General features: G+C 66.2%; 6 protein-coding genes. 3 read left to right on the top strand and 3 right to left on the bottom strand.

Annotation, left to right across the window (positions count from 1 at the left end):
• Positions 1-296: 296 nt before the first annotated feature.
• Positions 297-1,556, top strand: coding sequence for a cytochrome P450 (locus WA965_RS29160; protein WP_526295938.1), 1,260 nt, complete (start codon positions 297-299; stop codon positions 1,554-1,556).
• Here WA965_RS29160 and WA965_RS29155 read toward each other — a convergent pair.
• Positions 1,501-1,869, bottom strand: coding sequence for a hypothetical protein (locus tag WA965_RS29155; protein WP_526295940.1), 369 nt, complete (start codon positions 1,867-1,869; stop codon positions 1,501-1,503). The two genes, WA965_RS29160 and WA965_RS29155, sit on opposite strands and share 56 nt — an antisense overlap.
• Positions 1,870-1,978: 109 nt before the next feature.
• On the opposite strand from WA965_RS29155, the gene WA965_RS29150 reads away from it, so the two are divergent.
• Together WA965_RS29150 and WA965_RS29145 are read left to right on the top strand one after the other, a co-directional pair.
• On the top strand, positions 1,979-2,764 hold the full coding sequence (locus tag WA965_RS29150) for a helix-turn-helix transcriptional regulator (RefSeq protein ID WP_526295942.1): 786 nt from the start codon (positions 1,979-1,981) through the stop codon (positions 2,762-2,764).
• A gap of 101 nt (positions 2,765-2,865) precedes the next feature.
• On the top strand, positions 2,866-3,294 hold the full coding sequence (locus WA965_RS29145) for a lipoprotein LpqH (protein WP_526295944.1): 429 nt from the start codon (positions 2,866-2,868) through the stop codon (positions 3,292-3,294).
• A 7-nt stretch (positions 3,295-3,301) separates the two neighbouring features.
• Here the strand turns inward: WA965_RS29145 and WA965_RS29140 are convergent, their stop codons facing one another.
• Positions 3,302-4,102, bottom strand: a complete 801-nt coding sequence (locus tag WA965_RS29140) for a L,D-transpeptidase (RefSeq protein ID WP_526295946.1) — start codon at positions 4,100-4,102, stop codon at positions 3,302-3,304.
• Positions 4,103-4,218: 116 nt separating this feature from the next.
• The gene (locus WA965_RS29135; RefSeq protein ID WP_526295948.1) at positions 4,219-4,842 is read right to left on the bottom strand and encodes a Pr6Pr family membrane protein; all 624 of its coding nucleotides are present in this window, start codon (positions 4,840-4,842) and stop codon (positions 4,219-4,221) included.
• Positions 4,843-4,927 lie beyond the last annotated feature (85 nt).

Below are 4,927 nucleotides of genomic sequence, written 5' to 3'. Positions count from 1 at the left end.
GGTGCGGGTGGCGGCACCGGCTCAGCCGCCGCGGGCGCGGCCGCGACCATCAGCGAGGCGAACGCGGCAGCGCCGACCAGGGAAATGCTCTTCGTGTCGAATCCGAACTTCACCGATGCCCCCTCCGGGTGTGGCGGTTGGTACTGGATGCATCTGCTACGGCACTGAAATCGTTACACCGCCGCTCGGCTGAGTCCAGTGGTGAAACTCGGTAAACACTTCTCCCAAGTTGTCTCGCCCGGACCCGACTTCGTGTTGCAATGCGGTACGGCCACTTGACGGTTAGGAGCCAACGTATGCCGACTCCCACCCTCCCGCCCGGATTCGACTTCACCGATCCAGACCTCAACTGCGAGCGGTTGCCGGTGGAGGAACTGGCGGAGTTGCGTCGAAGCGCGCCGATCTGGTGGAACGAGCAGACAGAAGGCGGTTCCGGGCCGTTCGGTGACGGTGGTTACTGGGTGGTCACCAAACACAGAGACGTCAAAGAGATATCCAAACGCAGCGACGTGTTCTCCAGCCTCGAGAAGACGGCACTCCCCCGCTATCCGGCAGGCTCCACCGGCGAACAGATCGAGACCGGCAAGTTCGTCCTGCTGAACATGGACGCGCCGCACCACACGCACCTGCGCAAGATCATCTCGCGGGGTTTCACACCGCGGGCCGTCGAACGCCTGCGCGCCGACCTCGACGAGCGAGCCCAGAACATCGCCAAGAGCGCCGCCGCCGCGGGCGCGGGCGACTTCGTCGAACAGGTCTCCTGTGAACTGCCGCTGCAGGCGATCGCCGGGTTGATCGGTATCCCGCTGGAAGATCGCAAGAAGATCTTCGACTGGTCCAATGAGATGGTCGCCGACGACGATCCGGAGTTCGCGCACCACGACGGACGCAACGCCGCCACCGAACTGATCATGTACGCGATGCAACTGGCCGCGATCCGGGCCGAGGAACCCGGCGAGGACATCGTCACCAAGCTCATCGAGGCCGACGTCGACGGCCACAAGCTCTCCGACGACGAATTCGGCTTCTTCATGGTGCTGCTCGCGGTGGCCGGGAACGAGACGACCCGCAACTCGATCACCCACGGCATGATCGCGTTCGCCGATCACCCCGACCAGTGGGACCTGTACAAACGCGAACGTCCGTTCAGCGCGGTGGACGAGATCGTGCGGTGGGCCACGCCCGTCACCTCGTTCCAGCGCACCGCTCTGCAGGACTACGAGCTGTCAGGTGTTCCCATCAAGAAGGGACAGCGCGTCGTGATGTCCTACCGGTCGGCGAACTTCGACGAGGAGGTCTTCGACGATCCGTTCTCGTTCGACATCCTGCGTGACCCCAACCCGCACGTCGGCTTCGGAGGGACCGGTGCCCACTACTGCGTCGGGGCGAACCTGGCCAGGATGACGATCGAGCTGATGTTCAACGCGATCGCCGACCACATGCCGGATCTGACATCCGTGGGCACGCCCGAACGGCTCAGGTCGGGCTGGCTGAACGGCATCAAACACTGGCAGGTCGACTACTCCGGACAGTCGGCCTGCCCGGTGCAGCACTGACGGCGCTCGGGTAGTCGAGGATCGAACGCCAGTAGTCCTCCGGGATCTCGGCGTTCGACCGCAGCACCATCGCCAGACCGGTGGCCATGGCGGCACCGAGCAGGCCCAGCCACAAACCGGTCATCCCGATGACCACCCAGAGCACGGTGGTGAGCACCGGCCACGGCGACAGCATCGCCAGCACAGGGGCGAAGAAGAAGCCGGCACCGATGTACCACGACGACCCCGCCCGGTCACAGATCAGGACGAATCGCAACCATCGCGGGACGTTCGGCAGCGGTTCGATGGGTGATGTCTCGATGGGTGATGACATGGCCCCGCCTCTCCTGTGTTCGTATCTTCACCGTGCCTGCTGGAGGTAGGCGGCACAATTACCTCGGAGGTAGTGGTCAGACGCGCGGCCCGCGACCACACTCGTTGTCATGACGGCTGTGGAACTTGCCCCCGGAGCATCCGGGTCGGTCGGCACGATGCTGCGTCGCTGGCGTCTGCGGCGTCGGCTCAGTCAGTTCGATCTTGCGCTCGCAGCGGAGGTGTCAGCGCGTCACGTCAGCTTCATCGAAACCGGGCGGGCGCGCCCCAGTAGGACGATGGTGCTGCGGCTGGCCGCGGTCCTCGAGGTGCCCCGGCGCGAACAGAATGCGCTGCTGCTGGCTGCAGGACTGGCCCCGGTCTACGGCGAGCGGTCACTTGATGCACCGGACATGGCTGCCGTCCGGCGCGGGGTCCGACGGGTCCTGGAAGCGTTCGATCCCTATCCCTGTGTCGCGGTGGACCGGGGGTGGTGGATCCTGCAGGCCAACCCGGGGGCCGCGGTGTTGCTCGAAGGTGTCGCGCCGCATCTGCTCGAGCGGCCCAATGCGCTGCGCATTGCATTGCATCCCGACGGCTTGGCGCCGCGGATTCCCAATCTCGCGCAGTGGCGCGCGCACCTGATCGAGCGGCTGCGCCGCGAGGTCGAGGCGGGCGATTCCGAACAGCTCCGCGCGCTGCTCACCGAAATCGATTCGTACCCTGGAGGTTTGGAGCATGCGCCAGATCTGGGCGGAGTGGCGGTACCGCTCGAGCTGGTGACATCGGACGGACGGCTACTGCGATTCGTGAGTATGGTCACGACGTTCGGCACCGCGCTGGATCTCACCGCCGCAGAACTCAGCATCGAGGCCTTCCTGCCCGCTGACGACGCCACCGCACAAGCCTTGCGTTAGCCGCGGACGCCCGCAGAACTCGGCCTGGGAGGCATATCAGATCCGTTGTACCCGGGCATTTCGGCCGGAGAACCGCGTCGCAGCGAATAGAGTCGAGCGCCATGGAGACCCGACACCTCATCGCAGCGGTCACGATCGGTAGCGCTGCAATCCTCGGCGCGGCCGGTTGCTCGACGCCGGAACCGGCGCTCGGCGGCACCACCGCGAGGGTGAGCATCGACGGCACCGACACCGGCGGGGCGCATGCCGTCCGCTGCCATCAATCAGGCTGGTCCTGGTACATCGAGACACCCGAGAAGGACGACGGCTTCACTGCGGTACTGGAGACAGGGGGTTCGGTCACTCCGATGTCTGTGGACTTCCGCGGGTTCGGCGGTTTCACCGGCACCTACTGGGCCGACAATATCGGGGAGGCCGAGGTGACCGGTGTCGATGGCAAGTACACCATCACCGGTTCGGCAGCCGGCAACTTCGTCGACGACCCGATGAACGAGGTGACGGCGAAGTTCAGGATCGAGGCGGACTGCTGAGTGCGCCTCAGGCCTGGACGATGATCGGGTCGCCGACCCGGACGTTGTCGAAGTACCAGGCGGCGTTGTCCGGACTGAGGTTGATGCACCCGTGGCTGACGTTCGCGTAACCCTGCGAACCCACCGACCATGGCGCGGAGTGCACGTACACGCCACCCCACGTCACCCGGATCCCGTACTCACCCTTGATCAGGTAGCCCTCCGGGTCGTCGAGCGGTATGCCGATGGTCCTCGAGTCGAAGGTGACGTTGCGTTCCTTGCTCAGCGCGGTGAAACGCCCGACCGGCGTGGGGAATTTGGCCTTGCCCATCGAAGCCGGCATCTGTCGCGCGGTCACGCCGTCGATGCTCACGGTGAACGAGTAGTCGCTGATGTCGGCGACGCCGACCACCGACGAGCCGGTCTGGAAGCTGGTGGAGAACCCTCCGACGGACACATTGATCGGCGTGTGGGCTGGGAAGAATTCGGCGGGGGTCCACTCGACGACGTGGTCGTCGAGCCACACGAACGACCCGGACGCGTTTTCCGGTGCCCCTGCGGGAGTGACTGTGATCGCCCCTTCGGCTGCGGCCCGGTTGTCGATCGCGCCGGTGAACGTCACGGTCACCGGATGGGCCACACCCACGGTCTGGCCTGCCACGGGTGTCACGCCGGCAACCGGTTCGGGGATGGCCGTCGCGGCCGATCCGGACGGTATCGGGCCGGCCACCGACAGCCCGGTGACCAGAAGGGCGGAACCGATCACCGCGACGATGCGCCGGGTGATCGTTCGCCCGGGTCGGGTTCGCTGCACACAAGCGCTCAGCACGTTGCCATCCTAGTTCGTCGTCGGAGTTCGGCGCGGGCGAAGGCGTTTGCCCGGCGACTTGGTTGGTGGATTCTGATTGCTTCTGCTCGCTTATCGAATTCGCACGTCGGAACGTTTCACGGTGTGTCGACGATCGCAGTGGCGGCGGCGCGGTGAGCTGCCAGCAACGCGTAGCCGACAGCCAGCACACACCCGGCCAGCGCGCCGACGTTGATCGCCACCGCCGCGGCGCCGACGGTAGCGGGATCCAGGAAGAAATACGGCGCGCGTCGGCCGAACCTGTTGAGCACCAGCAGCGCCAGCGCGAGATATGCCGCGGGGTAGACCAGCCAGGCGAGCGGTTGCCACCACGAGACCCTCGCCATCCCGCGGCCGACGAGCAGCCAGTCGGTCAGGGCGAGAACCGGCACCACGACGTGCAGCAGCAGGTTTGCGGGTGTGTATCCCATGCTGTGGTCTGTCAGGAACAGGTTCCAGACGACGCCGGCCAGCACCACGTAGAGCACGATCGCGCCGCGCACCCCGACCCGGGAGTCGGCCCGCGGCGACACCAACGTCCACAGGTAGTACCCGGCGGCGAGCAGGTTGGCCTGGTAGGTGAAGGTGATCAGCCGCCACCACACGCCCCGTTCCGAGGTCACCGCGACGATCGCTACGGCTGCCACCACCGACAGGATGATCGCGACACGCAGTGCGGTGCGCAGGATCGCTGTTCCGGGAGGTGCGACGGGCCGGCTCACCTCCGCGAGCGTAAACGTTGCGACGCCGTCGCGCCCGCGGGCACTCCTACTGCGGCAGTGGCGGCGCAGGTGCGACAGGCGGCGG

The organism is Mycobacterium sp. (assembly GCF_049683935.1).
Taxonomy (GTDB): Bacteria; Actinomycetota; Actinomycetes; order Mycobacteriales; family Mycobacteriaceae; genus Mycobacterium.
This window is presented reverse-complemented; position numbering and strand designations above follow the sequence as displayed.

What these genes read in the sequence shown, in the direction of transcription:
- WA965_RS29145 (WP_526295944.1), top strand. Translation starts at nt 2,866, where the DNA reads ATGGAGACCCGACACCTCATCGCAGCGGTCACGATCGGTAGCGCTGCA.
- WA965_RS29155 (WP_526295940.1), bottom strand. Translation starts at nt 1,869, where the DNA reads ATGTCATCACCCATCGAGACATCACCCATCGAACCGCTGCCGAACGTC.
- WA965_RS29150 (WP_526295942.1), top strand. Translation starts at nt 1,979, where the DNA reads ATGACGGCTGTGGAACTTGCCCCCGGAGCATCCGGGTCGGTCGGCACG.
- WA965_RS29160 (WP_526295938.1), top strand. Translation starts at nt 297, where the DNA reads ATGCCGACTCCCACCCTCCCGCCCGGATTCGACTTCACCGATCCAGAC.